Origin of the sequence: Intestinibacillus sp. NTUH-41-i26, assembly GCF_032769475.1 — a bacterium.
GTDB lineage: Bacteria > Bacillota > Clostridia > Oscillospirales > Butyricicoccaceae > Agathobaculum > Agathobaculum ammoniilyticum.
Genome location: NZ_CP136477.1, coordinates 1,029,305 through 1,054,874 on the forward strand (window position 1 = coordinate 1,029,305; position 25,570 = coordinate 1,054,874).

Here is a 25,570-nt window from a genome sequence, read left to right on the forward strand (position 1 = left end):
TCCTCACAGATTTTCTTCAATGTAATCGAGAGCTTGCCGGAGTTCCTCAAAATCTTCTTCTGAGGTGAAGTAGCCTACACTAAACCGAATCGTTCCAGCTGGATGCGTTCCAGCAAATTGATGTGCCAGTGGCGCACATTGCAGTCCCGTTCTAACAGCAACGCCACAACGGTCAAAAATGTCTCCCGCACTATCACTACTAATACCTTCAATCAAACAAGAAACGATTCCCACATAATTGCTGTCGGGATAATTACCGATAATTTTAATAAACCAATATTCTTGTAACAGCGCAATCAATTTCTTTCGGTGTTCCTGCTCTTTTTCCCAGATTTCTTCAATGCCGCACCCCAGCCCCCATTTTATTGCCGCGTTTAAGCCAGCAATGCCTGAGATGTTCATTGTTCCCATTTCATATCTTTCTGGTACGCTTAAGGGCATATTCTGGTTAGCAGACTCAAATCCCGTGCCACCAAATAGAACTGGAGGCAAGTCAATAGAAGGGTCCATAACAAACCCCGAAATTCCTGTAGGCCCATACAGGGTTTTGTGTCCTGCAAAAACAGCAAAATCAAATATGTTGAGGCTGAGATTACAGTCCACAAGACCCGCAGTCTGTGCCATATCTATGACAGTGGCAGCGCCAAAGTTTTTAGCCAATGAACAAATTTCTGTTACGGGCGCAATCAATCCAAATACATTGCTCGCATGACTTACAATTACTAAATCTGGACGTTCTGATTCAAATTGATATTTTGTTCTGTCCAGGTCATATTTAAAATCACGCGAAACAGCCAGCTGGTGAACGATAATAGTACCATCTTTTTGGAAATAATGCAGAGTCCGAGTTACTGCATTATGTTCAAATGGGCTTATATAGATTGTCTGGACTCCATTACGAATCAGTCCCTGAATAATAATGTTCAGCGCTATCGTTGCAGTAGGAGTAAAGACCACTTGTTTTGCAGGGCAGTGCAGAAGTTCTTGTACCAATGCCCTGGTTTCACCAATCAGGGCATTGGCACCCTGTGCGAGGTTATAACGGCCTCTTCCCGCATTGGCACCATTCAATCTATAAAACTGATCCATACTGGTATAGACCACCTCTGGCTTGGGATAGGTTGTCGCCGCATTATCGAAGTAGGCCATCTTTTCCCTCCTAACAAAATTCTTTCAGTATATCCATAAGGATTTGTCGCTTTTCTTGCTCAGAGATGGATTGTCCCATAGAATCCAAAGCACCTGTGACCTGATTGTACAAGAGTTGACCTCTCCCACTATAATCGATACGAGAAAACCTCTTTGTAACAGCTTCGCCGTTTTCACCGATGAATGTAACCTGATAAGCATCTGCCGCTACTACTTCTTGTGTAGAAGTATCCATGCTCTTGTATGCTTCTGAGGTTGCTTTATATTTTTTTATATTAGCAACAAAGCGCTCATATGTGCTACCATCCCAGTCCTCTAAGCGGAGATCTGTGGCTGTTTTTGCAAGACGAGCAACGAGTGTCTCTTCGTCGTTCGTTGCTGTTTTAAACAGAGCCAGACATTTTTCTGTTCCATCTGTAAATATCTGCTCAAATACTTTATCATCAAGACTCTCACACCAATCTCTGATTACAGATGTCAGAGAAGCAGCTTTTAGGCTGTTAACAGTCTGTGATGTGGAAAAAATCTCTTTAACTGTATAAATTAGATCCTTTTTAAGTTGCGCTATACATTGGTCATAGTATTTTTTTGCAGCAGTGATTTTTTCCGCTAATCCAATGCTAAATTGGTCTGTATAGCCAAAGGCTGTTGGAAGTTTATCGAATAACAATTCATGCCCACCAGCATTGTTCTTTAACAATCGTAGCATAGCTACATAGCGCTTATCCACCTTTTGGCCTTTTACGCTACGCTTGAGTTCCTTTGCATATTTAGGTAATGCCATATACCAGCGTTTCATTGCTGACACAACATAATCATATGCGTTAACCAGTTTTTCAGCGTCAATTACATAATCAGAGAAAACATCTGCAAGTTGTTGGGTAAACTCCGCCTTTTCGGGATCCCAGTCCAGATATGCCAAAGTAAACCCTTCGGGATTAGCATTTATTTGGAGCAATATATCGGCAGTCATAGGAACTTGTCCGAATCTGTCTTGCAGAATTAGTTCCTGCTTAAACTCGTGAAACACTGCAGCAAGATAAATGGGGATAAGACCTTTGCGTAAACCGATATGATTTTCCGGAGCTACCAGACGGCGGTACAACACTCCAAGAGATATGGTGCCAGAAGCCTTAGTTTCCTGGATAAATCCCACTATCGTCTCCAGCATATTTCTAATTAAATCATCCTGCGGATTTAGGTTAATGCGAATAAACCCATTATCTGTAACGAGAATACTTGTCCGCAAGAGTGTGCTTCTCATGATGGAGACCTCCTGGCCAGATCCAGATAGCCCCAGGTTCGGTTCTAACACATTTCTCAGCAAACCCGCAATAATCTTACTTCTACTATTGTTAGCAATAGAAGTGATATCATTGCGATTGATCGCTTCGTTGTTAATAATGGGAGTGAGCGAATATACATTATCGCAAATGTCCGATGTCAAACCTGTAAGCGCAGCCTTTCGAGTGATTGTTTTCTCTTCACCCATGTAGATGTAGCTGGACTTAAAGTTTTCAGGATGCGTATAAGTACCTATGAAGTCGGAAATTACCTCGCGAAGATCCTCATAGACTACTTCATATTCATCAAAGAGGACCTTATCTCCGGACGCTTGATCCCTCAATAGAGCAACTGCGTTAAATTCTTGGATAATATCCGTAATCTCTTTGTATTTTTTCGGCAGAATAAAGATAAAACGTGGGTGTCCTACGCTGGACTGAACAAGTACTTGATGTAAACGGCTAATGGAATCATCGCTCTTAGGAATAATCCCATACACGACCCCATCAGCGTCGATTGTCTCACTCTTTGTTGTCCACTCTACATCTAAACGAACTTCTTCCTCTTCGATAAACTCAAAAGCAAAATAGCGAGTCATCTCTCTTTCGTCGTTATAACGAGAGGGGTAAATATAATTGTCAAAGTTTGAGGAATTCAAAGTTTTCTTCGCCGAAACTTTACCAGATAGAGCGGCAACAGTGTCACGGATTTTCTGACCAATATCAACGCCCGAGGTTTGCTTCAGACGCAAATAGTCATTGCTGCGCTTTAAATAAATAACATATTCTTTTTCTATTAAATTCGCAATCGCTCTCTCAATTTCTCCCACAGTATAATTAATAGAAAAAATGCCAACAATTTCGTCTTTTGTTGGTTTCAGCTTCTCAAATTGTTCCAGAATGTAAATAAGGGATAAAGCTTTCACAATTTTGCTTTCCAGAGAGCCTTGCTGCAGTTTTGACAGAATAGCTGTGGTCAGCAAATATGTTTGATGAATTTGGCCGGTATAAACCTCTTTTCTAAATAGCGGCTCAAAGTAATCATAGATTTCATCCGGGGTAATTACATCAAAGTATTTGTCATCATAATCTGCGAGGAATTGTGGTAGCGTAGATGTGCCATCTGCAGATAGAAATGTAAATAATGTTCTTTCATTTTGAGCAACACGCTCAGAAAGTCTCGGCAGAATAAATGTAGAAACAGGATGGAGGGGATAACAAGTATATAGGATGCGTTTTACATCCTTTTTGGTTGCATCTATAAAAATTGCATGGTTTGCGTAACGATGCTTTACACTATCAAACTCTTTTTTATGCTGCTGGCAGAACTCTGCCCAAAGGGTAGCGTCCTTTTGGATAACAGAGGCTATTATTTCGTAAGTTTGAGCAAAATTATTATTAAGATGGATGTGTTTGAATCGTTCAGATACGCCCCGCCAGCCATCTACTTTCTGTTTCGGTAGTGTATCAATATAATTGGCAATTTCCTTATGTGAAATCAGCATCAAATGCATCTGATATTCGCCGCTGCGATTGCACTTTTCGGCAAAATCTTGAAGCATTTTTGTGTCGCTGACAGATGCCTCTGAAATGTTCGCTTCTAAGAATTTGCTAAATTCATCGTATACTACATAAATGCCAGTATATCCTTTCGAACGCAGCCCCCGCACCGCACTTTCGTACAGTTCAACAACATCAAAGCCAAGGAATGGGCTGAATACGCTGCCCGCAGTCAATGTCGGGTAAATACGTTCGAATTTTTCATATGCAGTAATACTATAATCCTCAAGATCCTCAATAAATTTCTTAATTGGTTCATCGATAGCCTTTTCCAGCTGAGTATAGGTGACGGGAAAATCTGACTTCCATCTCTGGATCACCGCTACTGCGGCTTTGTAATTAGTCTCAGGCATGATATCCAGCAACTCATTCTCTGCCAATGTTCTCTGGAGAGCCAAAAGAAAGGCTTGTGGAAGACTGGTATTGCTTCCATTGATAATTACCGGCAAAAGTTTTTGATTGCTTTCATAGTAATTCAAAACGTACTGATAGAGAAGTTTGTTCGCTTCAAGCTTAGGCAGAAGTTTCTCAAATAGAGAAAGATCCTTTTTCATAAGCATGGAAAGAATCATCAAAATAATATGGGACTTTCCCTTGCCATAGGCACCAATTAATACTCGAGCTCTATCAGTAGAAGCAATCCGAGTGCTCAGAAGAATATCTTCGAGAAGAGTAAGGGCCGATTGGGTCGGTATAAAGTTTTTGAGTTTATCGTCATTATTCAGGTCATATCCAATATTTACGGAATACTGGAAGCCCGAAGCGACAGAAATCATGTTGCTCATGTCTGATTTCTCCTAATCTTACTCTTCAATACTTGCGTAATACATATCTACGCATTCTTGGAAGGTTCGTTGATGATTTAATCGGACTATATCCAAGCCCGCTGTTCTAATAATCTTCAGTTCGCCCGCCTTTTCTACATGGTGAAGTATATCAAGCATTGTAATGGCGTCGAGATTAAAAATGCGCCCAATATTACATGGAGCAGTCAAAAGTTCATTTAAAGTAATTTCTTCTCTTCCGTGTACTTGATCAACAATTACAGCAAGGATTACCCAAGGATTAAAACTCTTTGCTGATGGGATTGACTTTTTATAAGTGCGCTTTTCCTTGCTTAGTATATCAATAAATCCCAGTTCACCGAATGGACAATCTATATTGTTTTCAGGTGATACCTTTCCGGGGTTTGATTTGTATCTCGGCAAATATGTGTTTATAATGCATGTGAAGTCATCGTTAAGAGACCGCAGAGCAACTGAAATATCTTCACCGCTCATCAGTACATAGTTTTGTAAAGCTGAAACAAAATCTTCTTTGGTAAATTCACTCATTTTAAACTCATTGAAAAAAAAGTACCACGAAGTAGCATCCTCTTGGTTAGATGCTAATTTGTAATGTAAAAGATGCAGAGTTCCAAGTTCTTCAATGTAGCGGTCATGTTCATAAATCAGAGCACCCAGGTCTGTAAAGTGCTGGATGCGCCGGCCAGCGGCTGGTTCTTGTGTTACCCCAACAGCCTGCAGCCAGTAACGTAGGGCTTTTACCATATTTGTGCCGATACCAAGTATATCCGTTGGATTTTCGTCCCGTGCGACAAAAACATCCGCTCTATTATGGACATGCTTCATGCCCTTGTTCAGCCAACCTTTTCTTATAAAAAATGTATCATGGGCACGAAATTTCATAGCCATTGGTACGTACCTCCAAATGTCTTACTTCGTTCTCAGATATTTATCCATCATGCAACCGCCGTCCAAATACTTAGCAGTAACACACATTTTGCAGCGAACACACTTGTCAGGGTTGATATAATAATTATCACCTATAATGGAAATGGCTCCAGCACGACATAGCGACTCACACTTTAGGCACTTACGACAAGCGTTAAACTTGCGGATCTGATATCCAATCATACGCTGCAAAGACTCATGATCCACAACATTCATCGTTTTAACTTTAACAGCATGTTCATACCCATCTTGTCCAAACGGCTGAATGGAAATGATAGGCACATTGGTTTTCATATCAAGAACTAATACCTCATTCAGCAGTTTCTGTCCTAATTCCGGAGCCACTCTCCCAAATGGGGTAAACATACCGATTAACTCATCATCTAAAGGACGCAGCAAACTGTAAATCTTTGCGTGGTCCTCTGCAGTACAATTAGTAAATCGGATTTTTATATCGCCAGCTGCCGCTAAGCCATTCCCGCCCTGTCGGGCTTTCCATTTTCCGGTGTCGACATATGTTATTGCATCTGGTTTGCCAATTTTTTTTGCAAAATTTATAAGAAACTCTCGCCACTTGTTAGATTGTTCCGGCATATAAATTCTGGATAAAAATTGCGCACGCTGGTTGTTATTTGGACAGCACCAACAGCCAACACGATCATATCCCAATCTATAAGCGTCGTTAAAGTCTACCTCCTCCGATAGAATGTACAGCCAAATGTCAAAATCTTTCCAGAAAAAGATGGGAGAGGCAACTGTCTGCTGTTGAATCTTGACGGATTCAGCATCATCTTCAATTCTATTGTACTTACTTCGACTGACAGATTCTGATTTTCTTATTCCATAAAAGGTCAGGATTTGCTGATTTCGATACAAGCTGTTGATAACTCTTGTAATAGGCCCTGTTTTAAACATAGAGCAACACCAGCGCATCATTCTCGCAGGAGGACCGATATCTTCACAAACATCATAAAAAACTTGCTCTCGATTCTTTGCAATTTGAAAAATTGCGAGAGGGTGATTTTCTCTATATCTTGTCGCATACTTAATTGTCGACGGGAATTCTAAAGTTGTATCGCCAAAAATATGGACTAAACTTGGATTGCTAAGTGCCTTTATAACGATGTCTGCTGTCACTGTTGAATCCTTACCGCCAGAAAATGATAAAACAATATGTTCTTCATCGAATTTTTCTGCTGCTTTTTTGATAAAAGAGTACGCTTCATCTTTGAGATAATGCAACCTTAATTGATTTGCATTAACAAAATGAGCAATATGATGGTCAAAATACTCATATGTATTCTGCCCTTTATATTGTTCGATCTTTTGACGTAAGACATCAGTATCTGCTTCTTGGAAGGTTTTACTTGAGATAGAAAGCGACTTCCCATCGATGTAGTATCGGCTATTTGATGCCCATACAGATTTATCAACATACGAAAATGGCTTCTTTCCTAAAAGCAGTTCAAGCAACAAGCGTTCCTCTGGAAATACGGGTCTCAGGTCTGCGGCAAGATACTTCATTTTTCTTCCGCATAGGGGACAAAATCCCTTGTCTGCTTGGTTTTCTACTTGGATGACGGGAACGGCACAATGCGCACACCAATATACCTCAGTAGGAAGATCTTCAATTGTTACTGAGCCGCAAATTGGGCAGAGTTCCTCGTTGGTTTCTATACGGCAGGTTTTACACCACATGTTTGCTTCTCCTACACATCAGTATTATAAAATATACGCTACCCCTATAATAGGCTCAGTGTAACATATTTGCGGTCCGATAAACAGGACACCCAATCACTTCTTTTCTTGGATCTGAATACACTTCTTACGCGCATCCATAGGCTTTTCGGCATCCTTAGGAATAGCCCAAGACTTCCCGAACTTCGTCAAACCCGGAATCCTTCCTTGCGAGCATAGAACCTGAACCCGTCGGCGGGTGATTCCCCATTTTTCAGCGGCTTGGGCAATCGAAATATAATCCATATTTCACACTCCATCAAAACAAAACAGCCCTACCATAAAAGGAGGGCTACATTAGATACAGCTGACGCCAATATAAAAGAAACAGCCCCTGCATCTGCACAGTTGATATTAATGTGATAGCCTAATGCGCCAAGTAGGTTGGAATCATTATATACCATTTAGCGAACAATTACAATCGGTTACTACTAATATTCGACAGTCCCCAGTTCTGCTCTATGTTGCTATGTAAAATTACTCACGACAAACAGAGCAGACAAATAAAAAGCAGGTGAATTTAATTGAGCATCTCTGTGGTAAATAGTAAGATTGCATTCATCTTTCCGCATCCCGTTCCAGACGCACCGATTATCTACCTTAACACCTGTATATGAGGTCGCACAGGCCACTGGCTACCCGACATTTACCTTGGCTGCCATCGGTGATCTGGACTTGAACCACGACATGGTACCTTGGGACAGCTTGCCTGCTTTCAAAAATGCCGATCCCTTAACGGATGGTGCAGATGACTATCTACAGCTCCCTCTGGTCCCCCGAAATGAAGGATTACATCTTTTCCCATGAGCCAAAGCGCTGTCCGGAATGTGCCTGCTTTTTTCTGGGAGACAAGGAGAGCAAGACCCGAAATCCTGTTTTACGGACAGTCCAAGAGAACACCGAGGCGATACTGGCTTATTACCAGAGCAAGGGGATTGATGCGGTGTTTCAATTCAACCAAGGAAACCACTTTGTCCATAGCGTGGAGCGCATCACTGCCGGCAGTAACTGGATGCTGAGCCGATAAGACTTGTCAGAAACACTATTCCTCATTACAATGGCAGTAGGAAGGGAGGCAGAGTCTATGGCGACAATTCGATGCCCGCACTGCGGCAGTTCTGTGATGATTCGGGGCAATCGCTGGGAGTGCGGCTGATGCGGTGATTTTGGTGCAATCTCGTCTCTTCATCCCTCGGAAAAAGCCAAACTGATGCAGTCGGCCACACCCTCTATTTCGTTCACCATCACAGTGACGGACACCTTTGATGATGAGGAGGAGGAAACTCCACGCAGCTTTTCCTGGAGTGAGCTGGAGGACATGGTGCGCCGGTGGGATTTTTCCGAAAATGAGTGGGCCTGTCGGGATTTGCTCATCTTCGCCTTTCCGGAGGCTGTCAGATGCTGGTCAGCAGAGGAACTGTCCGAGATGGATGCCATGGATCTCTTGGTGGAAACGGGTGAGCACGATGCGGAAACTGCGATTCAGATGATGAAACTCCTGCTGGACACAGCAGAGAGTCACCTTCAGGATCCAGAGGCAGCATATTTTTTGCTGGGAAATGAACTGTATGATCTCTGCCTGTCCGGATATATCCGTCCTCGTTTGCTGGAGTGCCTGAAGACAGATGATCGCTTGGCTCGACAACTTTTTCAGAGTGCCTATGTGGGCAGCCCCCAGGAAGACATTCTCCTGTCCTGCTCTCAGTTGGGTGAAAGAGAACTCCGACAGAAGCTGCTGGATCTTCTGGCCTGCAATCCACATCCCCATGATGAGATTGAATTGGAGCCGGATGAAGAGTGCCCCAGGTGTTTTCGACGGGATGTATTCTTTGTTTAGGCGTGCTAAAAACTGATACGCCTGAGGAGCAGAAACGACTTGCATTGAGGCTTTGCCAGAGGTACAATACCTCAAACCCCGAACATGAAAAAGAGCCCTTCTGGACAGGCGGCGGCAACGGATGCCGCGCTTGGTCAAGAAGGGCTCTTTGACCACATGTTTGACCACAGACAGCGCCGGAGCACTCGGGAACAGTGGAATTAAGAGCGTCAAAGAGTGAGTGAAATGTAGCGGAAATGGTTAAAACCAATTAGAAATAACCACAAAAAATTTAGTTTAACCGTTTGGGAGCAAGATGCCGAGAGTTCGAGTCTCCCCACTCGGGCCAAAAACCGTCTCAAAATTGATGTTTTGAGACGGTTTTTGGAACTTTTTGGACAACAATGTATCTGGTGTTTTATACAAACAGGATATCAAACGTGGTCAAATTAGTTTTGAGGATTCGTTCCGAAAAGAGGCAAAGGCAAACTGTACAATTTTTGAAATATGGGGTCATGACCATCCAATTTCGACTACCGCACACGTCTACGGCCCTATCTTTGAATCTTTCATCGCAAAATCTGATAGGACCATCGCGCGTCCCAGCCTCGTTCCTCCCGACCGAGCCTTGTATAATGGCAGTTGAAAGCAGTGAAATAATCGAGCAAGGAGCAGTGTCATACGGATCCTCATTCTGGGCAACAACTTTACCTTCACCAACAATATGCCGAAAATGCTGGCTGAACTGACCGGGGCGGAGGTGGTCCACCACATCCGGGGCGGGCGCGGCTGTCGGAACAGCTGAGCCTCAACACCAAGCTGGGCAAACAGCCCCAGGTGGCGCTCCAAAAGGAGAAGTGGAACTATGTGATGCTCCAGGAGATGAGCCACGACCCCATCACCTCCCCCAAGAGTTTCTGCTCCAGTGTGGAGCAGCTTTGCCGGCAAAACGGGGCGGTGCCCATTCTGTTTGCCACCTGGGCCTACCAGAGGGGCGGAGCCAAGCTGGCGGCCAAGGGCTGGGCCTACGACGAGATGGCCCGAAAGCTGTCACAGGGCGGCGGGGGAAAATAACGCTCTGATTGCCGACGTAGGTTGGCGGTTTTATGAGTTGTCTGATACCTGGGACCTCTACGCCACCGTCATTCAGGCACACAAGGAGAACCAATTATGGCTCGAGAAATCTGCAAAGACGCAGCATTTCTGCCCCAGAAGGCGGTACCCGCCACGCCGGGGGGCCTGCGGATGGCGGCTGATCTGCTTGAAACCCTGGAGCACCACAAAGACGGCTGCGTGGGTATGGCGGCCAACATGATCGGCGTGAACAAGCGGATCATCACCTTTGATAACGAGGGGATCTATATGGTCATGTTCAACCCGGAGATCATCAAAAAGTCAGGGCCTTATCAGGCGGAGGAGGGCCGCATTTCCCTCACCGGCACCCACTCAGCCCAGCGGTGGAGTGCCATCAAGGTGCGCTGGCAAAATGAGAAGTTTCAAGAGCGGCTGAAAACCTTCACCGGCTGGACAGCCCAGATCATCCAGCATGAGATCGACCACTGCGAGGGCATCATCATTTAAGTAAGGGGGCGCAGCCTGTGAACATTGCCATTCTCTCTGACACCCACGGCCTGTTGCGGCCGGAAGTGATGGGATGCCTGAAGACCGCCGACGCCATCCTCCACGCTGGGGACATCAACCGGCAGGAAATCGTGGACCAGCTTCGGCAGTACGCACCGTTGTACGCCGTCCGAGGCAACAACGACAAGGGGGGCGGAAGACCTACCCCACACCCTCACTGTCACCCTTGGCGGGGTGTCTTTTTACATGGTGCATAACAAAAAAAGAGGTCACGGCAGAGCTCCCCAGTATCGACGCGGTGGTGTTCGACCACTCTCATAAGTATTTCCAGGAGGAGAAGGACAGCCGCCTCTGGCTGTACCCCCGGCTCCTGTGGTCTCCGGCGGTTCCATCAGGAGATCACCATGATGATGGCGGAGGCGGAGAACGGGATCTTTCAGGTGGAGAAGATCACCACTCCCCACGAGGCGACATGATGGTGCTGGGGCTGACCTTTCCCCTCCAGCGGTTTTTGAAGCGGAGACCGCCCTCCCTATGGCGCCGAGCTGGACAGGAGGTCCTGCTGGGACCTCCTATCATCACTCTGCGAGGAAACCGTGTCTCCTAGCCGTCCACTGCCACAGCCGGTACACTTCGTCCACTATGATGTGACGCCCCTCCCCAGCCTGTTCCGGAGGGTGTTCTGGACGCCTCACCGTCGCCGGAGTTTCTCAGGAGCTGGTGGCGGACTATTTGGATCGGGCAGGGACGGTCGAGGTGATCCGAACCCATGGGCGCAGGGAGGTGGCTTTTCTCAACCGGGTCTGGGAGGATATGCTGGCATTGGATCTGTGTATGGACACGGAGCGGCAGGCCCAGCCCCCTGCTGGACCACGCCGCCAACACCCGCCCAAGCCGGTGCGTGGGCTTTGATGGCCTAGGGGCCAGGCACCGAACTGTTGGAGGGGAAGTGAGCGCAATGGAACAATCAACGGAAAAACCCTGCCACAAGAAGTGGAAAATCGCTGCTGGCATTTTTCTGTCGGTGCTGGTCCTGGCGGCGGGTGGCTTTTTCTGGTATGTGTCCGATTACTACAGGGCAGGGGACGTGGCCCTGGAGGTACTGGCCAGCGGAGATCATCTGGAGGTTTGGGACGACCTGACCAGCCTCTTCCCGTCCTCCTTCACGGATACCGCAATCATCTTCTACCCCAGTGCCAAGGTGGAGATGCCCTTCTACATGGCCATCTTCGATGTAAACGCGGCGGCGGAGGTGATGGAAGCGTTCCCTGATATCTCCCACTGGCACATCGCCGGACACTCCATGGCCTCTCAATTCGTTTCGGAGCCCCCAGACGAAGTGGACGGTCTGATCTTACTGGGGGACTACCTCTACGGCGACTATCCGCCTGCCAATACCCTCACCGTCTACGGCGCTCTGAACCAGAACGTGGAGGGCCAGATCGACTACACGGAAAATGTGGGCTTCCGGGGGAGAAGGGGCAGCCCACCGCTTTCTTCCCTGGAGCCAGTGTCCATTCCCATGGACGCTCCTCTGGACCTGAAAGCAGGGGAATGTTCCTGCACGGAAACCCACATGAGCGGCCATGTTCGCGTGACTGCGGAGGAGGCCGCCGACCATCTGGAGTGGATGGGCGACGCCGGAGAGAGGGAGTGGGACTTGGACATCCGCAAGCTGGCGGCCTACCACATGGGCTACGGGGCCTTCAAATTTTTCCGCACCCTCAACGCTTTTGAGCTGTTTTGGCACGCCGAGGGGATGAAGACCGCTTTCTCCGGCTGGGTACACCTCAACGGGGAGGAGTACATCGTCCGACCGGAGGATTGCTTCGACGATGCCGACAAGAACTGGGGCGGGGACTTCACCTTCCCCTGGGTGTGGCTGTCCTCTAACGATCTGGTGAGCAATGTTACCGGCAAGCGGCTCGCCAACAGCGTGTTCGAGGTGGGCGGCGGCAATCCCAAGGCCTTCGGCATCGCCCTAGGCCAGAAGCTGCTGGGCCAGTTCTACTACGAGGGCCAGGACTATGAATTCAATTTTAGCAAATTCTGGACTGGCAGCCGCACCTTCTTTGACTGCCGGGAGACGGATGCGGAAATCCATTGGAAGGTAGTCCAGACTACCTTCAGGGCCAAGATGGAGGTGGAGATCTCCTGCCCCAAGGCGGAAAAACTCCTCATCAACTACGAGTAGACGGCTATAAACGCCACACCCGACTGTGGAACTGCGGCAACGGTTCCGGCACTGTGCGGCTGTATGAGAGGAAGAGGGGGTGATGGACGACGTCCACACGGAGCATGTGGGCTGTGAGTACGGGGAATATCCCAAAGTTTTCCCGACAGCCTGTTTTTTGAAGCAGATGTGACGGATCGATACAGCAGACTTCACCTACTGTGATTTTATCACCGAGAAGATCATAAATTTGCGGTATGATAGAAAAACAACAGTAAGGAGGTATTCCATGGTTGCTGGAAAGAAGCGGCGCAGAGCCGTTGTGGATCAATCGTCCTGCGTGGCCTGCGGCTGCTGTATAAAGGTTTGTCCCCTGCAGGCGATTGAGATTGTCAGGGGTGTCATGGCTCAGGTCAACGGGGACAAATGCGTGGGCTGCGGTAAGTGTGCCAAGGAATGCCCCGCCAGCGTGATCGAGATCCGGGAGGTGGAGGCATGAAAAAGCACTGGTATGATTATCTCTGGATCGCCTCCATCACCTATCTTGTGCTGGGCTTTTTCAACATCCTGTTTGCTTGGCTGGGATTGCTGTGCTTCTTCATTCCCCTCGTGCTCTCTGTGGTTAGTGGGACAAAGGGCTATTGTAACCGCTATTGCGGCCGAGGTCAGCTGTTTGGGCTGTTGGGCGGACGCTTTGGCCTGTCACGGAAGAAGGACATCCCCAAATGGATGAAGAGCAAGGCCTTCCGATACGGCTTTCTGATTTTTTTCTTCGCAATGTTCTTCCTAATGCTGTGGAACACCTATCTGGTATTTGCCGGAGCGCAGGATCTGAGGCAGGTGGTCACGCTGTTGTGGACCTTTAAGCTCCCCTGGCACTGGGCTTACCACGGTACCCTCTTTCACCCCGGCGTGGCGCAGTTTGCTTTCGGTTTTTACAGCGTTATGCTGACCTCTACCGTCCTGGGCCTCATCACCATGGTGCTGTTCAAGCCCCGCAGCTGGTGTGTCTACTGTCCCATGGGCACCATGACACAGCTGATCTGTAAGGTAAAAGAGGGATCCATTTTGCCTTGATACAATATGCAAAAGGGCCTGCTTGCTTTACGCCGTCCGCCCTGGCATCCCCCAGATCATTTCATACCATTTTGCCGCCGTATGCGTCGGGGTGGAACCTTATTTACATCCAGATCTTCTTCTGGATTTTGGTGAGCTTATCCGGCGGGGTGATGCCCGGCATCCGATCCCGCCGGGCCTGCCGCGCCGCGTTCATCTGCTGAATCAGCACTTTCAGCTTCGCCTCACACTCCTCCCGTGGGTGGGCGTAGACGCATTTGGATTGCTTGGTGCCGTCCGGCCAGGTGGGGGGGAGTAGCGGCCTTCGAACAGGTGGTCGTTGATCTGGGTGATGTACCCGGTGCCGGGCGTCCAGGTCTTTCTCAGCACCGGCTGGAAGTCTTTGGCTACGCTCTGTTCCGACTGAGCGGATTCCTCCCGTACTTCGTTGCCTAGCCCCCGGCCGATCTTGGTCGCCGTCTTGCTCTGCATATCCCCGGTGACATGGGTATAGATGTTCAGGGTAGTGGCCGCCGATACATGGCCCAGCATGGCGGAGAGGGGCTTCACATCCATGCCGCTCTCTAAGGGCAAGGTGGAAAAGGTGTGGCGTAAATCGTGAAATCTGATTCTTTTGCACCCTGCCCGCTCCGGAATGATCTGGAGTCGCCGGCGCACCGCCCCCCAGTGTCATGGGCACGTCCTCTTTGACAGGGGAGGGGAACATCCACCGGGAGTCCACCGTTTCTCGGTAGTGCCGCAGTATCCCCACCACGCAGGGCGGCAGGACCCAGTCTACGGATGGAGGCGCGGGTCTTCGGGACGCTCCCATGGAGCTATCCCTTCACCCCGTAAATCTGCTTGTTTACGGTCAGGGTTCTGGTTTTGAAGTCCAGGTCGTCCCACTGGAGGGCCAGCAGTTCGCCCCTCCGCCAGGCCGGTACACAGATCCAGGAGAAACAGCTCGTAATAGCCCTCCGCCTGAGCCTGGATGAAGAAGCGCCGGAGTTCCTCCTGCACCGCTTTCTCCAGCGCGGACCGGCAGACGGCGTGGAGGCCGCGCGCCATGGAGTCGGAGAGCACCTTGCCGAGGATGAGCCGCCCAGCCGTTTTCATCCAGGTATAGAACTGCTGGAGGTCCTTCTGGGGCAGCTGGTTCAGAGGGATCTTCCCCAGCTCAGGGAGGATGTGCTGATAGATCTTCGTTTTGTAGTTCACCTGGGTGGTGGGGCGGATCTGGGGCTTGACGTAGTTATGATACCAGAAGTCCAGCCACTCCCCGAAGGGTGTCTCCGGCCGGACCTTTTCTGTCCTGGGGGCGGTCGCCGTCTCCCAGAGCTGCCTCAGTTTCTCCCGGCACTCCCGTTTCGTCTTAGCCAAGACATTCTTCGTTTTGGGCAGGCCTTTCTCGACGTAACCGACGACCACCCAGCCCTCCCAGCGGCCGTCCTTGCGCTGGTGGACGGAACTCTCGCCCTTTTTTCGCCGTTTAGCCATGGCGTGCACCTCCTTCCGGCCTGTTTTTCTGCCGCGGTTTCAGGCCTTTCCTCAGGAGATTTTCCAGGAAGCCGCCTATGATGTGGCTGGCCTCCTGCTGCATGTCCGACGTCACATGGGTGTAGGTGTCCAGGGTGAAACTGGCGTTGGTGTGGCCCAAGATGCCGGACAGGGTCTTGGCGTCCACGCTGCTGGTGAGGGCGTGGGTGGCAAAAGTGTGCCGCAAATCGTGGAATCGAATCGCAGGCAGTCCCGCCGCTTTTAAGATCCGCTTCATCCAGTAGTAGGCGGCGCTTGGGCGCACTGGCTTCTCCGGAGCCAGAGGTTTTGGGAAGCTCCACTGGCTGATGGCATGTTTCTTCCGTTCCCGTAGCCGCTGGACGGTGCTGGGCGGCAGGTGGATGGTCCGCCGCCCCTGGCTGGTCTTTGTTTCGCCGATCTCCAACTCCCCAGCCTTGGGGACGTTCACCGACCGAAGGACCTTCAGTGTCCGGCCTTCTCGTCGAAGTCCTGCCAGATCTCGTTGCGGTCCACCGTCGCCAGGAAGGTGTCCACCTGCTCCTTTGTGAGGATCTGCTTGGGTTTATAGCTGGCCTTGGGCACCGCGGCCCCGGGCGATCACATGGGCTGCCTCCGCGTCCTTCAGGCACCGGTGGAGCCATGGCGTGGATGCGGAGTACCATGGTGTCTGACAGCTCGTGCCCGTATTCCGAGTACTCGAGGACACGGCCCTCGTGTTTCAGCTTTCGATACAATTTCAGAATGTCCATGCGGGCTACCCAAGACACGATCTTATCCCCCAGATAGGGCTTGATATGGCACCGGATGAACTGATCGTAGCTGCGTAAGGTGTTGGGCCGCAGAGTGGCCGCACCGTAGTCCTCCATCCACCGGTTCAGCCATTCTCCCAAGGTCATGCGGACTCAGTGAGATAGGCCACCGCTTTTGGTACGTCCTTCGGAACATCTTTTCCTTCCAGATACAGTTTTCCCAGACGGTAGGCGACGCAGGCGTTGTCCTGAGCCGCCGTTTTTTCATACCAGGATACCGCTTCCTCCGTTCTCTTTTGGCTTTGCAGAAGCTTCCCCAATGCGTACTGGGCGAAGTTATATCCCGCGTCAGCCGCCCGCCGGAACCACAGCTCCGCCTGCTGGTCATCGGGGAGGATGCCTCGCCCGTCCCGCCAGCACCTACACCTGCTCTGCCTCGTCCCGAGACTGATTCCACTGTTCATAGTACTCTGCCACCATAGGGACCTTGGCCAGCTCATCCACGATGGCATTCACCTGGGCCTTTATTGGCTTTTTCAGGTAGCCATAGACCTTTTTGACCTTGTGGTCCTCCAGCATCCCAGCCAGCGTATCCATCCGCTCTGCGATGGCAGGGTTGTGATACAGGCCTGTCTCCATCCTCCAGATGAGCCGTCCCATGGCCTCCATTGCCGCGTCCCGCACTTGGCTGTAGAACAGATCTTTCTGCTGATGCAGAGACGGAAGCTCGTCACGGAAGATCTCATTGGACAGCTGGGAGCGCATCTTCTCGATACCTTTTTCCGTTAGAAAACCCTGCTGGGGATCCGCCGACCAGACCATCATGTGGATGTGAGGGTGGTGCTTCTTGTCGTGGAAGGCGGCATACCATCGGAAGTTGCTGGGCAAGATTTTCATTGCTTGGGCCAGTTCCGTCTGATGGGCTAGCAATAACCGGCGCCAGCTCTCGCTGTTCTCATAGCACAGCCGGTGGGCGTCCTCCCGTTTCAGGGAGTTGACGAAGGTCCACACCAGCCCGGTATGCCCGTTGATCTCCTCCATGGTTTTTCCAGATCGGCAGGACCGTCAGCAGAAAACAGTCCGTGGGAGCGGGGGCGCTCCGCCATATATTCCAAGTAGTCGCTGCCGTTTCAGGGTCTGATGTAGCCCGACTTCTGGAGCAGTCCCAGCATCACTCAGCCCCCTCTCTGGAAAAGAAGCGCGTCTTCGAAGTTGATTTCTTTTACTTCTTTGGCGCATCGGACCAGGGTTTTTCTCAGCTGATCCAGATCCAGTGTCTATGTCGGCGGCCAGGACATTCTCCATGAGACTCTGCTCCACCGCTAGCAGGCGTCCCATCCGTTTGCCCAGGGCGCCCAGCTTGCCCTCCAGCACATCGGATAGGGCACGAAGCAGGTAAGCAGCGGCAGATTCCGCGTCCAGATAGCCAGAGTAGAACCGAACGGCTTTTTCAATAAATTCGTTTTTGGTCGTACAGTTGTCCCTCTGGTAGTGGGACTCCACATGAACCCATACATTATCGTCCATCCAAACAGTGTGTCTATGTCTATTTTCATCCATTGTCAAATTCCTCCAAACTCTGTCGTAGCGTCAGCGAGTATCCCTCAACAGCGGGGATATTCGCCTGTTTTTCTGGAAACAGCGTCAATCGCAGTTTGGGCGTTCCGAAAAAGCGTCAGCCCCGCCCACGGAAACCGCCCGCATTGCGGGTGGAGGTGACCGCATAGGCGCACAAAGGCATCAGGGCTTTCTCCTGCCTATCTTTCGTTCCTCGAAAATCGTTCGAGTGACCGAAGATTTGTCGTCCAAGCAGTGGGAACAGCGGCCCCAAGCTGTCGGGAGGGGCAGGCCCCCCTTCCGTTGCCAGAAGTATTTGCGCGCAGTATTCTCACTCATCCCAACCGCGTTGCCAATGGCCTGGATGCTGGGCCAGCACTGGCGGGTTTGTGTTTTTCACACTGCCGCAGGAAACCTTACACCGCCAATTCCACAGGACACAGCCCTAGGAGAACGATACCTCAATGTTTTGCCTTTCCATCTATACAGGCGGCGGGCAGGACTATTCACAAGAAAGTAAAAGTAGACCAGGCTGAAATCAGCCTGGTCTTTCATTGTTTATGCGGCGCAAATTTTTAACCGTTCCGATATTGATGTTCTAGGTGATTCCGCAGTGCATAGCAAAGCTACCCTACGGTAAAATAAGGACATCTTTTTCACAGGAGGGTTTTGCTCATGAGTATCACTAGTCAGCAGATCGAAGCGTTCTCTCAAAACCTGTACGAGGAGGAGCGCAGCCCCGGCACCATAGAGAACTACGTTCGTCACGTCCGCACCTTTGCGGCGTGGCTGGGCAGAGGAGAGGTGACGAAAGAGGTGGCGGCTGGATGGAAAGCGTATCTGGTGACGGCAGGCTACGCCCCTGCTACCATCAACGCCATGCTGGGTAGTCTAAACCGTTTCTTTGCTTTTATGGACTGGCAGGATTGCCAGGTCAAGACTCTGCGGCTTCAGCGTCGCTTGTTTCGGGATGACAGCAGGGAACTGACCCGCGCGGAGTACGACCGCCTGCTGACTACTGCCCACGCTCAAGGCAGGGAGCGGCTGGCCCTGCTCATGGAGGCCATCTGCGCCACCGGCATCCGTGTGAGCGAGGTACGCTATCTCACTGTGGAGGCCGTGCAGAAAGGACGGGCGGAGATCGCCCTCAAGGGGAAGGTGCGCACTATTCTCATCCCCAGTAAGCTACGGAAAAAGCTGCTCAAATTCGCCCGAAAAAACAAAACCGCCTCCGGCGAGCTCTTCCCCTCACCAGAAACGGAAAGCCCATGTCCCGAAAGCAGATTTGGGCAGAGATGAAGGCCTTGTGTAAAGCGGCTGGGGTAGCCCCGTCCAAAGTGTTCCCCCACAATCTGCGGCACCTGTTCGCCCGGACATTTTATAAAGTTTGCAGGGACGTTGCCAAGCTCGCTGACGTGCTGGGTCATTCCAGCATGGAGACGACCCGCATCTACCTGATCTCCACCGGAACGGAGCATGTAAAGCAGTTAGAGCGGCTGGGTTTGGTAGGATAGGACAAACTTCATAGTTTGTCCTAGATTAGCAGAAACCCAACCGGCAGAGTACATATTCACAGGGACATTTTAGCATGGAAATCACGGGAGCGCAAGAGATTCGCTGGTTTGGGGCATGGAAAATCAAGCCAATCAAGCCTCTTTTTTGATTGGCCTTATTTTGTGCGCTTGATTTACCGCCCCATGTGCCGCATGGGGTGTTTTTCATGCCATACGGCGGAACCTTTGCTAACTGGCACCGCCCTTTTGATAGACAGACTATGAAGTTTGTCACTGGCAGGGAAACAGACGGAGGTGGTCGACATACTTCATACGGCAGACTTCAGCACAGCCGGAGCTCCGTCCGGCCAGAGTGATTTTTCGTGCGAGGGAGGTGAGTGGTTGATGGGCCATGCCCTTGCCCTGCCCCTGCTGGATTTTCTGGCATATAAGGCGGGCTGCGCATACCTCTCCGACCTGCCCCGTGCCACCGGCTGGCAGAGGGCGCGACTGATGCGTGCGCTGGAGAATATTCCAGCAGACGCAGCCAGCCTCCACGACTGGAACGACGCGCTGGATTATCTGACACAGGCCTCTCCTGCGTCTACCACGCAGGAGGCCAGAGCGCGGCTGATGGCCGCATTGAGCAACCCCGTCAATACGGGGTCATACAAAAGGAGAACAGAGGCGATGAAATAACGATTTAGACGGCCCTGGGCGTCGCTGCTCACCATCGTGATGGTGCTTGGACTGTTGCCCACGGCAGCTATCGCCGCACCTGCAACAGGCAGAGTGAACCTGTCCGGGGTGGGGAACCTCTAGGACTACCCGGTTCACCAAAAGGCAGACGACGGCCAGAACGGATAGGACTATGTTTATTACGGCGGTTTGAAATGGCGGGTGCTGGACACCGAGGCCGCCGCAACCGACACGGAAGAGAGCGTTCTGCTGTTAAGCGAGAATGCCCTCAATACCGGCCAGCCATGGGACGGCTACCGTATATATTCCGTGGCTATTGTGTACTCATCTTCTGTGCCAGCACTTTCAAAGAGTGATAGAAGGCAAATGAGATGGAGTGGAAACAGCAAAAAAACAAGCGGAAATAATACAAAAAACTTTTCAGTACTTATTTGGGAAGATAGACGACCTATCCATTCCCCTCAAAAGAGAAATTCCGGAAGTCCTTGGGACAGTAGCTTGTGGTGGAAATCCTACGGTTGAAAAACGCTCGCAAAATCGGGTTTGACCACAGCGTCGCCCACAGACACGAAAAACTTGCTTCTTCTTTCTCCGCATGGTATTATGCAAAAAACTGAATATCTGGGTGTAGTTCAGTTGATAGAACGCGCGGTTTGGGAGCGCGAGGCTCGTGGGTTTAGTCGCACCACTCGGCTCGCTGAAAAAGCCGTCGACTTTTGTCGGCAGTCTTTTGCTATACTATATCCTTGAGGGAGTGCAAGGTAACAAAGCTTTCAAAGCACCATAATTACACTTGAAAGTAAAAACGAGTGACAGAATTTGGTTGTTGTATATAATTATACAATATCTTAAAAATCTATGATTTTCCAGTTGTTTTAAGTGCTTATAATAACGCTGGATCCGCACTAAGAAAATTTTCGGACATACCCCGTTTTCAATGTATTATAAGCATAGATGGAGCGGATACAATTGATGAGAAACAATCCAAAACATCAAAATTAGTGATGAGGAAACGTCAGGTGAAAGATGATTTGGAAGAAAGCATTTTGAACGGAATCAAATCCACTCTACTTTCGCGTACAGGCTTTCGTAGTAATCCCATTGTCATTCAGGCTGTAGGCGGCGGATGGACTGTGTGAATTTGTTGCTGCGTTCTGGTTTTAAAACTGGTTTCGTGCCTATATATGTCTCTTTATCGGTGGATTACACTATCAATAGCAGTTGGAAGAGTTATAAGTATGGTGCGGGTTAAAGCGCTAAAGGGTTTTAGGTCATAAAGCTGACAAAAGCGGGCTTGGGTGATAAGATTCAAGTAAACCTGAAAACGGAGGAATAACGTGATGGACAAACCAAAGCAGATGATTGTCATGCGGCGCGACTTGAAAATGCGAACGGGGAAAATCGCTGCACAGGCTGGCCATGCGTGCGTGACCGCTGTGCTCGCAGCGCTGGAAAAGGAGCGTCGGATGGGACAGGTGCGCGCGGAAGTCGGCGGTATCCTGCTGACGCCGGGTGGCGGGGCGGCAACTCCGCTGAGCGAGTGGTTTGCAAGAGGCGTGGCCAAGGTATGCGTATATGTCGATTCCGAGGAAGACCTGCTTGCAATAGACCGAAAGGCAAAAGCGGCCGGCCTGCTGTCCGCGCTGATTTGCGATAACGGATTGACGGAATTTCATGGGCAGCCGACCTATACCTGTCTGGCACTCGAACCCGCGCTGCCCGAACAGGTCGATCCGATCACAGGGGATCTGCCGCTGTTTTAACGGGCAAAAGGGAAAAGCAATCGTTTCGTGCAGGGTACACAAAACCGCAGGTTTTGCGTACCCTGCCTTTTTATGCATACAAAGAAAACGGAAAAATAAAACGGCGGCGGAAATATGCGCGGATTCTTACTTTCATTTTACATGGATTTCGTTGCGGTTGGCAGGGCGGTCCGGTACAATTACTTAGGCGAGAAAATGAGATCAAAAAGCAGATTGGAAAGGAGCCTTTTTGTGCTGGAACTTAAGCATATCAAAAAGTCCTATGATGGGATGCCCGTGCTCAGGGATATCTCGATTCAGGTAGGGGACGGGGAGATCGTTTCGATCCTGGGACCGTCCGGCTGCGGCAAGACGACGCTGCTCAACCTGATCTTGGGCATCACGGACGCAGACGAGGGGCAGATCCTCTACAATGGCGAGGATCTGACGCATACGGTGATGGAAAAACGGGGCTTTAACATCGTTTTTCAGGATTACGCGCTGTTCCCGAACCTGAATGTTTATAAGAATATCATTTACGGTCTGAAAAACAGGCCGGGGATCTCTGCACGGGAAGAGGTGGAGGAGCTGATCGACCTGCTCGGCCTGCGCGAGCACCTGGATAAGCGCATCGATCAGTTGTCGGGCGGCCAGAAGCAGCGTGTGGCGCTGGCGCGCACTATGGTGATGAAGCCGCGCATCCTGTTGCTTGACGAACCGCTCTCTGCGTTGGACGGAGTCATCAAGGAGTCGATCAAGGATCGTATCCGCACGATTGCGAAAGAGTACCACCTGACAACCATCATCGTCACACACGATCCGGAGGAAGCGCTCACGCTTTCCGACCGCGTGCTGATTATCGATCAGGGAAGTATTTCGCAGTATGCGCAGCCAGCGGAGATCATCTGCCGGCCGCAGAACGATTTTGTGCGGAAATTCATTTTGAACCAGCTTGAGATCAAGCGGAACAATATCTATGCGCTGTTTGGAGGCGGGGCGGCGCGCGGCAAGGCGGTGTGATTCGGTATGATGCGCAAGAACAGGGAACTGCGGATCGTATTCCTTGGAATCGTCGTGTTGTTCGCGGTGTTCCTTGTCATACCGGCGCTGCAGCTTCTGCTTAAATCCGTTTGGGGGGCAAACGGGCTGACCGTGGAATTCTACGCCTCGGTATTTGCGCAAAAGGGCTTTGGAGCAGCCCTGCGCAACAGCTTTGTTGTTTCCGCGGCCGCGGCCGCAGCGGCGGTAATGCTGGCGTTTGTGATCGCGTATGCGATTCACTATACGCGCTTGCCGCGCCCGTGCAAACGGCTGCTACAGGCGGCCGCGACGCTGCCCATGTTCCTCCCGACCATCACCTACGGATTTGCCATCATCTACTCGTTTGGCAAGCAGGGACTGATCACGCAGTTGCTCGGCTTCCAAATGTTTAATATCTACGGCTTCGGCGGTCTGATGACCGGTTATGTCATCTATACTGTACCCGTCGCGTTCCTGCTGATCCACAATACGATGGGATACATTGACAAAAAGACGCTGACGGTTTCCAGGGTGATGGGGGATGGCGCGCTGTCCACCTTCTGGATCGGCGTTCTCCGGCCGCTGCTAGGGACGCTTGCAGGGGCGTTCATCCAGGCGTTTTTCCTCAGCTTCACGGATTTCGGCATACCGGCGTCGGTCGGCGGCCGGTATGAGGTCGTGGCTACCGTGCTGTATAACCAGATGCTCGGCGGCATACCGGATTTTAACCGCGGCGCGGTCGTCGCCATGATTATGCTGCTTCCCTCGGTTGGCAGCATCTGTCTGCTGCAGCTGTTGGAGCGGTTTAATATCCGTTACAGCCGCATTTCGGATGCGGAGCTGCGCAGGAACACGGTGCGCGACGTGGGCTGGGGGCTGTCGGGCGTCATGATCGCGGCGGCGGTGCTGGCGGTGTTCGCGGTGATTTTTGTTGTGCCGCTGGTGGAGGACTGGCCGTACCGCACGGCGTTCTCGCTCGAGCATGTGCGCGAGGTGCTGTCCGACAGCAACCTGCTCCGTATTTACACGCGTTCCATCTGGATGGCGCTGCTGACCGCGCTGTTCGGGACGCTGCTGGCTTACGGCGCCGCGCTGATTACGGCGCGCAGCTCGCTGTCGGGAGGGTATAAGAAAGCGGTCGAAAGCATCGCGCTTGTGACGAACACCATTCCAGGCATGGTGCTGGGCATCGCGTTCCTGTTTTCATTCTCCGGCTCGGCGTTGCAGAACACGCTGGAGCTGATGGTCCTGTGCAACATCGTCCACTATTTTTCCACGCCCTATCTGATGATGAAGAACTCGCTTTCCAAAATGAATGCGGGCTGGGAGACGACCGCGATGCTCATGGGGGACAGCTGGATCAAAACCATTCTGCGCGTGGTCACGCCTAACGCGCTGTCCAGTCTGATCGAGGTGTTCAGCTATTACTTTATCAACGGCATGGTCACGATCAGCGCGCTGGTCTTCATCGCGGGCGCACGCACCATGGTGCTGACGACCGAGATTAAGCAGCTGCAATATGTCAATAAGTTCAACGAAGTGTTCGTCCTGTCGCTGCTGATCCTGTTTACCAACCTGATTGCAAAAGCGTTGTTTTCCTGGCTTGCCAACCGCAGCTCACAGAAGAAAAAGGCGTGACGCGGCCGGCGTTTCTCCTGCAAACAAACTTTGTTTCTATCGCTTACGATAACAGACCGGAAAGGAATTTGATTATGATAAAACTGAGAAAACTGATGTCGCTGGGGCTTGCCTGCTCGCTGTCCCTGTCCGTTCTGGCGGGCTGCGGCGCGAAAGCCGCGGATGAGCAGGTCATTATCTACTCCAACGCAGACGACGAGGCAATCACCGCCATGTCCAACGCGCTGGACGCCAACGGCTATGAGGGCAGGTACATTTTTGAGACGTTCGGCACATCCGAGCTGGGTGGCAAGCTGCTTGCCGAGGGAACGAATCTGGAGGCCGATCTGGTGACCATGAGCACCTTTTACCTGCAGAGCGCGCAGGAGCAGAACGGCATGTTCCTGCCGCTGGAATTTGACGTGAACACGCTGGAAGCCGTGCCGGACTACACCGCGCCGATCACCTCGCAGGAGGGGGCGATCATCCTCAATACCGAGGTGCTGGCCGAGGCGGGGCTGGACAAGCCGGCCAGCCTGCAGGACCTTGCCGACCCGAAATACGTGGGACAGGTTGCGGTGACGGATATCCAGTCCTCCTCGACCGCTTGGCTGATGATACAGGCGCTTGTCTCCGCGTATGGCGAGGACGGCGCCCAGGAGGTGCTGCACGGCATCTATGAAAATGCGGGCGACCATATCGAATCCTCCGGCTCCGCGCCGCTCAAGCTGTGCCGCGCGGGCGAGGTGGCTATCGGCTTCGGCCTGCGCCATCAGGCGGTCGCGGACAAGGCGGACGGACTGCCGATTGATTTCGTCGACCCGACGGAGGGCAACTTCTCTCTGACTGAGTCGGTCGCCGTGCTGGACAAGGGTGACGCGACCAATCCGGAGGCCATGAAGATGGCGCAGTGCATCATTGAGAACGGCCGCGCTGCGCTGCAGCAGACCTATCCCAACCCGCTTTACGAGGGGGAGGGCGCGGATTCCGCTAACAAATCCGCTTATCCGAAAACCTTTGACCAGCCGCTGACCTTCGAGCTGTTCTCAGCGCATCAGGCGCTTTCCGAAGCGGCCAAGCCGTAAGA

General features: G+C 51.0%; 27 protein-coding genes and 1 pseudogene. 16 read left to right on the top strand and 12 right to left on the bottom strand.

The features are described 5' to 3' along the window. Nucleotides 1-3 precede the first annotated feature (3 nt). The 5 genes from RX717_RS05200 to RX717_RS05220 form a co-directional block, all read right to left on the bottom strand. The gene (locus RX717_RS05200) at nt 4-1,149 is read right to left on the bottom strand and encodes an aminotransferase class V-fold PLP-dependent enzyme (RefSeq protein WP_316960603.1); all 1,146 of its coding nucleotides are present in this window, start codon (nt 1,147-1,149) and stop codon (nt 4-6) included. 10 nt (nt 1,150-1,159) lie between these two features. Further along, the gene (locus tag RX717_RS05205; RefSeq protein WP_316960604.1) at nt 1,160-4,777 is read right to left on the bottom strand and encodes a restriction endonuclease subunit S; all 3,618 of its coding nucleotides are present in this window, start codon (nt 4,775-4,777) and stop codon (nt 1,160-1,162) included. A gap of 18 nt (nt 4,778-4,795) precedes the next feature. Beyond that, the gene (locus RX717_RS05210) at nt 4,796-5,686 is read right to left on the bottom strand and encodes a DUF4007 family protein (protein WP_256291391.1); all 891 of its coding nucleotides are present in this window, start codon (nt 5,684-5,686) and stop codon (nt 4,796-4,798) included. A 21-nt stretch (nt 5,687-5,707) separates the two neighbouring features. Further along, on the bottom strand, nt 5,708-7,423 hold the full coding sequence (locus tag RX717_RS05215) for a phosphoadenosine phosphosulfate reductase domain-containing protein (protein WP_107630792.1): 1,716 nt from the start codon (nt 7,421-7,423) through the stop codon (nt 5,708-5,710). Nucleotides 7,424-7,519: 96 nt separating this feature from the next. Next, on the bottom strand, nt 7,520-7,708 hold the full coding sequence (locus tag RX717_RS05220; protein WP_107630791.1) for a helix-turn-helix domain-containing protein: 189 nt from the start codon (nt 7,706-7,708) through the stop codon (nt 7,520-7,522). A gap of 502 nt (nt 7,709-8,210) precedes the next feature. On the opposite strand from RX717_RS05220, the gene RX717_RS05225 reads away from it, so the two are divergent. The 9 genes from RX717_RS05225 to RX717_RS05265 all read left to right on the top strand — a co-directional run bounded on the left by RX717_RS05225 (nt 8,211) and on the right by RX717_RS05265 (nt 14,109). Continuing rightward, entirely contained in the window at nt 8,211-8,489 is a 279-nt protein-coding gene (locus RX717_RS05225) for a hypothetical protein (RefSeq protein WP_242977818.1), read from the top strand. Between the two features lie 183 nt (nt 8,490-8,672). Next, nucleotides 8,673-9,299 (top strand): hypothetical protein, encoded by a 627-nt coding sequence (locus RX717_RS05230; RefSeq protein ID WP_107630790.1) that lies wholly within the window; start codon nt 8,673-8,675, stop codon nt 9,297-9,299. Nucleotides 9,300-10,145: 846 nt separating this feature from the next. Beyond that, nucleotides 10,146-10,352 (top strand): hypothetical protein, encoded by a 207-nt coding sequence (locus tag RX717_RS05235; protein WP_242977817.1) that lies wholly within the window; start codon nt 10,146-10,148, stop codon nt 10,350-10,352. A gap of 96 nt (nt 10,353-10,448) precedes the next feature. Next, on the top strand, nt 10,449-10,859 hold the full coding sequence (locus RX717_RS05240; RefSeq protein ID WP_107630789.1) for a peptide deformylase: 411 nt from the start codon (nt 10,449-10,451) through the stop codon (nt 10,857-10,859). A gap of 68 nt (nt 10,860-10,927) precedes the next feature. Beyond that, the gene (locus RX717_RS05245; RefSeq protein ID WP_316960656.1) at nt 10,928-11,116 is read left to right on the top strand and encodes a metallophosphoesterase family protein; all 189 of its coding nucleotides are present in this window, start codon (nt 10,928-10,930) and stop codon (nt 11,114-11,116) included. Nucleotides 11,117-11,579: 463 nt separating this feature from the next. Then, nucleotides 11,580-11,771 (top strand): hypothetical protein, encoded by a 192-nt coding sequence (locus tag RX717_RS05250; protein WP_174887847.1) that lies wholly within the window; start codon nt 11,580-11,582, stop codon nt 11,769-11,771. A gap of 46 nt (nt 11,772-11,817) precedes the next feature. Next, nucleotides 11,818-13,053, top strand: a complete 1,236-nt coding sequence (locus RX717_RS05255) for an alpha/beta hydrolase (protein WP_242977816.1) — start codon at nt 11,818-11,820, stop codon at nt 13,051-13,053. A gap of 268 nt (nt 13,054-13,321) precedes the next feature. Further along, nucleotides 13,322-13,531: an ATP-binding protein gene (locus RX717_RS05260; protein ID WP_054326881.1), complete on the top strand. Its 210-nt coding sequence runs from the start codon at nt 13,322-13,324 to the stop codon at nt 13,529-13,531. Beyond that, nucleotides 13,528-14,109, top strand: a complete 582-nt coding sequence (locus RX717_RS05265) for a 4Fe-4S binding protein (protein ID WP_107630788.1) — start codon at nt 13,528-13,530, stop codon at nt 14,107-14,109. Before RX717_RS05260 ends, RX717_RS05265 begins: the two co-directional genes overlap by 4 nt. A 213-nt stretch (nt 14,110-14,322) precedes the next feature. On the opposite strand, the gene RX717_RS15925 is transcribed toward RX717_RS05265, so the two are convergent. The 7 genes and pseudogenes from RX717_RS15925 to RX717_RS05295 form a co-directional block, all read right to left on the bottom strand. Continuing rightward, complete coding sequence (locus tag RX717_RS15925) at nt 14,323-14,766, bottom strand: tyrosine-type recombinase/integrase (protein ID WP_407923213.1); 444 nt, start codon at nt 14,764-14,766, stop codon at nt 14,323-14,325. A gap of 117 nt (nt 14,767-14,883) precedes the next feature. After that, complete coding sequence (locus tag RX717_RS15930; RefSeq protein ID WP_407923212.1) at nt 14,884-15,585, bottom strand: N-terminal phage integrase SAM-like domain-containing protein; 702 nt, start codon at nt 15,583-15,585, stop codon at nt 14,884-14,886. Then, on the bottom strand, nt 15,578-16,030 hold the full coding sequence (locus tag RX717_RS05275) for a site-specific integrase (protein WP_242977815.1): 453 nt from the start codon (nt 16,028-16,030) through the stop codon (nt 15,578-15,580). The genes RX717_RS15930 and RX717_RS05275 overlap by 8 nt, the downstream gene beginning before the upstream one ends. A 355-nt stretch (nt 16,031-16,385) precedes the next feature. Continuing rightward, a pseudogene (locus tag RX717_RS05280) lies at nt 16,386-16,502 on the bottom strand (tyrosine-type recombinase/integrase); the annotation flags it as partial. Next, nucleotides 16,499-16,819 (bottom strand): tetratricopeptide repeat protein, encoded by a 321-nt coding sequence (locus RX717_RS05285; RefSeq protein ID WP_242977814.1) that lies wholly within the window; start codon nt 16,817-16,819, stop codon nt 16,499-16,501. The pseudogene RX717_RS05280 and the gene RX717_RS05285, both read right to left, overlap by 4 nt. Then, nucleotides 16,776-17,366 (bottom strand): MobP3 family relaxase, encoded by a 591-nt coding sequence (gene mobP3 / locus RX717_RS05290; RefSeq protein WP_316960605.1) that lies wholly within the window; start codon nt 17,364-17,366, stop codon nt 16,776-16,778. Before mobP3 ends, RX717_RS05285 begins: the two co-directional genes overlap by 44 nt. A gap of 54 nt (nt 17,367-17,420) precedes the next feature. Beyond that, nucleotides 17,421-17,915: a hypothetical protein gene (locus RX717_RS05295; RefSeq protein WP_242977812.1), complete on the bottom strand. Its 495-nt coding sequence runs from the start codon at nt 17,913-17,915 to the stop codon at nt 17,421-17,423. Nucleotides 17,916-18,587: 672 nt separating this feature from the next. On the opposite strand from RX717_RS05295, the gene RX717_RS05300 reads away from it, so the two are divergent. From RX717_RS05300 to RX717_RS05330, 7 genes are all read left to right on the top strand, one after another. Further along, the gene (locus RX717_RS05300) at nt 18,588-19,211 is read left to right on the top strand and encodes a tyrosine-type recombinase/integrase (protein ID WP_316960606.1); all 624 of its coding nucleotides are present in this window, start codon (nt 18,588-18,590) and stop codon (nt 19,209-19,211) included. After that, nucleotides 19,181-19,426 carry a tyrosine-type recombinase/integrase gene (locus RX717_RS05305; protein WP_316960607.1) on the top strand — a complete coding sequence of 82 codons (246 nt, stop codon included), beginning with the start codon at nt 19,181-19,183 and terminating at the stop codon, nt 19,424-19,426. Before RX717_RS05300 ends, RX717_RS05305 begins: the two co-directional genes overlap by 31 nt. 381 nt (nt 19,427-19,807) lie before the next feature. Further along, nucleotides 19,808-20,104 (top strand): hypothetical protein, encoded by a 297-nt coding sequence (locus tag RX717_RS05310; protein WP_159068063.1) that lies wholly within the window; start codon nt 19,808-19,810, stop codon nt 20,102-20,104. Between the two features lie 1,340 nt (nt 20,105-21,444). Next, nucleotides 21,445-21,867, top strand: coding sequence for an aminoacyl-tRNA hydrolase (gene pth2 / locus RX717_RS05315; RefSeq protein WP_107630785.1), 423 nt, complete (start codon nt 21,445-21,447; stop codon nt 21,865-21,867). 231 nt (nt 21,868-22,098) lie between these two features. Next, on the top strand, nt 22,099-22,866 hold the full coding sequence (locus RX717_RS05320) for an ABC transporter ATP-binding protein (RefSeq protein WP_054326890.1): 768 nt from the start codon (nt 22,099-22,101) through the stop codon (nt 22,864-22,866). Nucleotides 22,867-22,872: 6 nt separating this feature from the next. Next, nucleotides 22,873-24,504 carry an ABC transporter permease subunit gene (locus RX717_RS05325; RefSeq protein ID WP_242977811.1) on the top strand — a complete coding sequence of 544 codons (1,632 nt, stop codon included), beginning with the start codon at nt 22,873-22,875 and terminating at the stop codon, nt 24,502-24,504. Between the two features lie 74 nt (nt 24,505-24,578). Next, complete coding sequence (locus RX717_RS05330) at nt 24,579-25,568, top strand: ABC transporter substrate-binding protein (protein ID WP_107632125.1); 990 nt, start codon at nt 24,579-24,581, stop codon at nt 25,566-25,568. Nucleotides 25,569-25,570 lie beyond the last annotated feature (2 nt).

Coding starts and splice junctions, on each gene's coding strand:
- RX717_RS15930 (WP_407923212.1), bottom strand. CDS start 15,585: ATGGCTAAACGGCGAAAAAAGGGCGAGAGTTCCGTCCACCAGCGCAAG.
- RX717_RS05205 (WP_316960604.1), bottom strand. CDS start 4,777: ATGAGCAACATGATTTCTGTCGCTTCGGGCTTCCAGTATTCCGTAAAT.
- RX717_RS05210 (WP_256291391.1), bottom strand. CDS start 5,686: ATGGCTATGAAATTTCGTGCCCATGATACATTTTTTATAAGAAAAGGT.
- RX717_RS05260 (WP_054326881.1), top strand. CDS start 13,322: ATGGTTGCTGGAAAGAAGCGGCGCAGAGCCGTTGTGGATCAATCGTCC.
- RX717_RS05230 (WP_107630790.1), top strand. CDS start 8,673: ATGCAGTCGGCCACACCCTCTATTTCGTTCACCATCACAGTGACGGAC.
- RX717_RS05225 (WP_242977818.1), top strand. CDS start 8,211: ATGACTATCTACAGCTCCCTCTGGTCCCCCGAAATGAAGGATTACATC.
- RX717_RS05240 (WP_107630789.1), top strand. CDS start 10,449: ATGGCTCGAGAAATCTGCAAAGACGCAGCATTTCTGCCCCAGAAGGCG.
- RX717_RS05285 (WP_242977814.1), bottom strand. CDS start 16,819: ATGAACAGTGGAATCAGTCTCGGGACGAGGCAGAGCAGGTGTAGGTGC.
- RX717_RS05220 (WP_107630791.1), bottom strand. CDS start 7,708: ATGGATTATATTTCGATTGCCCAAGCCGCTGAAAAATGGGGAATCACC.
- RX717_RS05255 (WP_242977816.1), top strand. CDS start 11,818: ATGGAACAATCAACGGAAAAACCCTGCCACAAGAAGTGGAAAATCGCT.
- pth2 (WP_107630785.1), top strand. CDS start 21,445: ATGGACAAACCAAAGCAGATGATTGTCATGCGGCGCGACTTGAAAATG.
- RX717_RS05215 (WP_107630792.1), bottom strand. CDS start 7,423: ATGTGGTGTAAAACCTGCCGTATAGAAACCAACGAGGAACTCTGCCCA.
- RX717_RS05245 (WP_316960656.1), top strand. CDS start 10,928: ATGGGATGCCTGAAGACCGCCGACGCCATCCTCCACGCTGGGGACATC.
- RX717_RS05305 (WP_316960607.1), top strand. CDS start 19,181: ATGTCCCGAAAGCAGATTTGGGCAGAGATGAAGGCCTTGTGTAAAGCG.
- RX717_RS05265 (WP_107630788.1), top strand. CDS start 13,528: ATGAAAAAGCACTGGTATGATTATCTCTGGATCGCCTCCATCACCTAT.
- RX717_RS05325 (WP_242977811.1), top strand. CDS start 22,873: ATGATGCGCAAGAACAGGGAACTGCGGATCGTATTCCTTGGAATCGTC.
- RX717_RS05295 (WP_242977812.1), bottom strand. CDS start 17,915: ATGGATGAAAATAGACATAGACACACTGTTTGGATGGACGATAATGTA.
- RX717_RS05330 (WP_107632125.1), top strand. CDS start 24,579: ATGATAAAACTGAGAAAACTGATGTCGCTGGGGCTTGCCTGCTCGCTG.
- RX717_RS05200 (WP_316960603.1), bottom strand. CDS start 1,149: ATGGCCTACTTCGATAATGCGGCGACAACCTATCCCAAGCCAGAGGTG.
- RX717_RS05300 (WP_316960606.1), top strand. CDS start 18,588: ATGAGTATCACTAGTCAGCAGATCGAAGCGTTCTCTCAAAACCTGTAC.